Origin of the sequence: Actinoalloteichus spitiensis RMV-1378, from assembly GCF_000239155.1 — a bacterium.
GTDB lineage: Bacteria > Actinomycetota > Actinomycetes > Mycobacteriales > Pseudonocardiaceae > Actinoalloteichus_B > Actinoalloteichus_B spitiensis.
Genome location: NZ_AGVX02000590.1, coordinates 1 through 855, shown reverse-complemented (window position 1 = coordinate 855; position 855 = coordinate 1). Strand labels below are relative to the sequence as shown.

The following is an 855-nucleotide window of genomic DNA, read 5'->3' as shown; positions in this document are numbered from 1 at the left end:
GGGGGCGGGTGGGGGGCGTGGCGATCCTCGGTAGCGGGTCCGTGGGGGCCTCGGCCTCGGCGAACCGCTCGGTGGGGGTGGCGCGGACCTCGCCCGGTGCGGCGGCGTCCCGCTCCCCCGCTCCTTCCCCTCGTCGCGCGGCCCGCAGCCGGGTGGCGACGAAGAACACGACCGCGGCGGCCACGGCCAGGATGACGACGCGTTGGACGATCCCCGCGTAGTCCTCCACCAGGTACCAGTTCTCGCCCAGCTGGTACCCGGCGAGCACGAAGGTGGTGTTCCAGATCAGGCTGCCCGCCGTGGTGAGGACGACGAACGGCACCACCGGCATGCGTTGGATGCCGGCCGGCACGGAGATGAGGCTGCGGAAGATCGGGATCATCCTGCCGAAGAAGACGGCCTTCGCTCCGTGGCGGGCGAACCACGCCTCGGCCCGGTCGAAGTCGGAGACCCTGAACAGCGGGAGCCGGGTCACCAGCGCCCTGGTCCGCTCCCTCCCGAAGGCGGCCCCGACGAGGTAGGTGATGAGCGCGCCCACGACCGAACCGAGCGTCGTCCAGAACAACGCGCCCGGCAGGCTCATCCCGCCCTGGCTGGCGGTGAACCCCGCCAGCGGCAGCACCAGTTCGCTGGGGACCGGGGGGAAGAGGTTGTCGAGGCCCACGACCAGCGCCGCCCCGGGGCCGCCCAGGGTCTCCATCAGGGTGACGGCCCAGCCGGCGAGCCCGCCGAGTTCGGCGCCGGCCGTGCCCTGCGCGAGGTTCATCCACTACTCCTGGTAGTAACCAGGAAAACGGTGCGGAGCCGCTCGTCACGACGCCATGAGGTCGACGGTAGCCCCGGGCCCGGCGCCGC

1 pseudogene is annotated in these 855 nt (G+C 72.7%); it reads right to left on the bottom strand.

Going from position 1 to position 855, the window contains the following annotated elements:
- Window positions 1–133 precede the first annotated feature (133 nt).
- Window positions 134–766: pseudogene (locus ACTIDRAF_RS30520) on the bottom strand (DedA family protein); the annotation flags it as partial.
- Window positions 767–855: the final 89 nt, after the last annotated feature.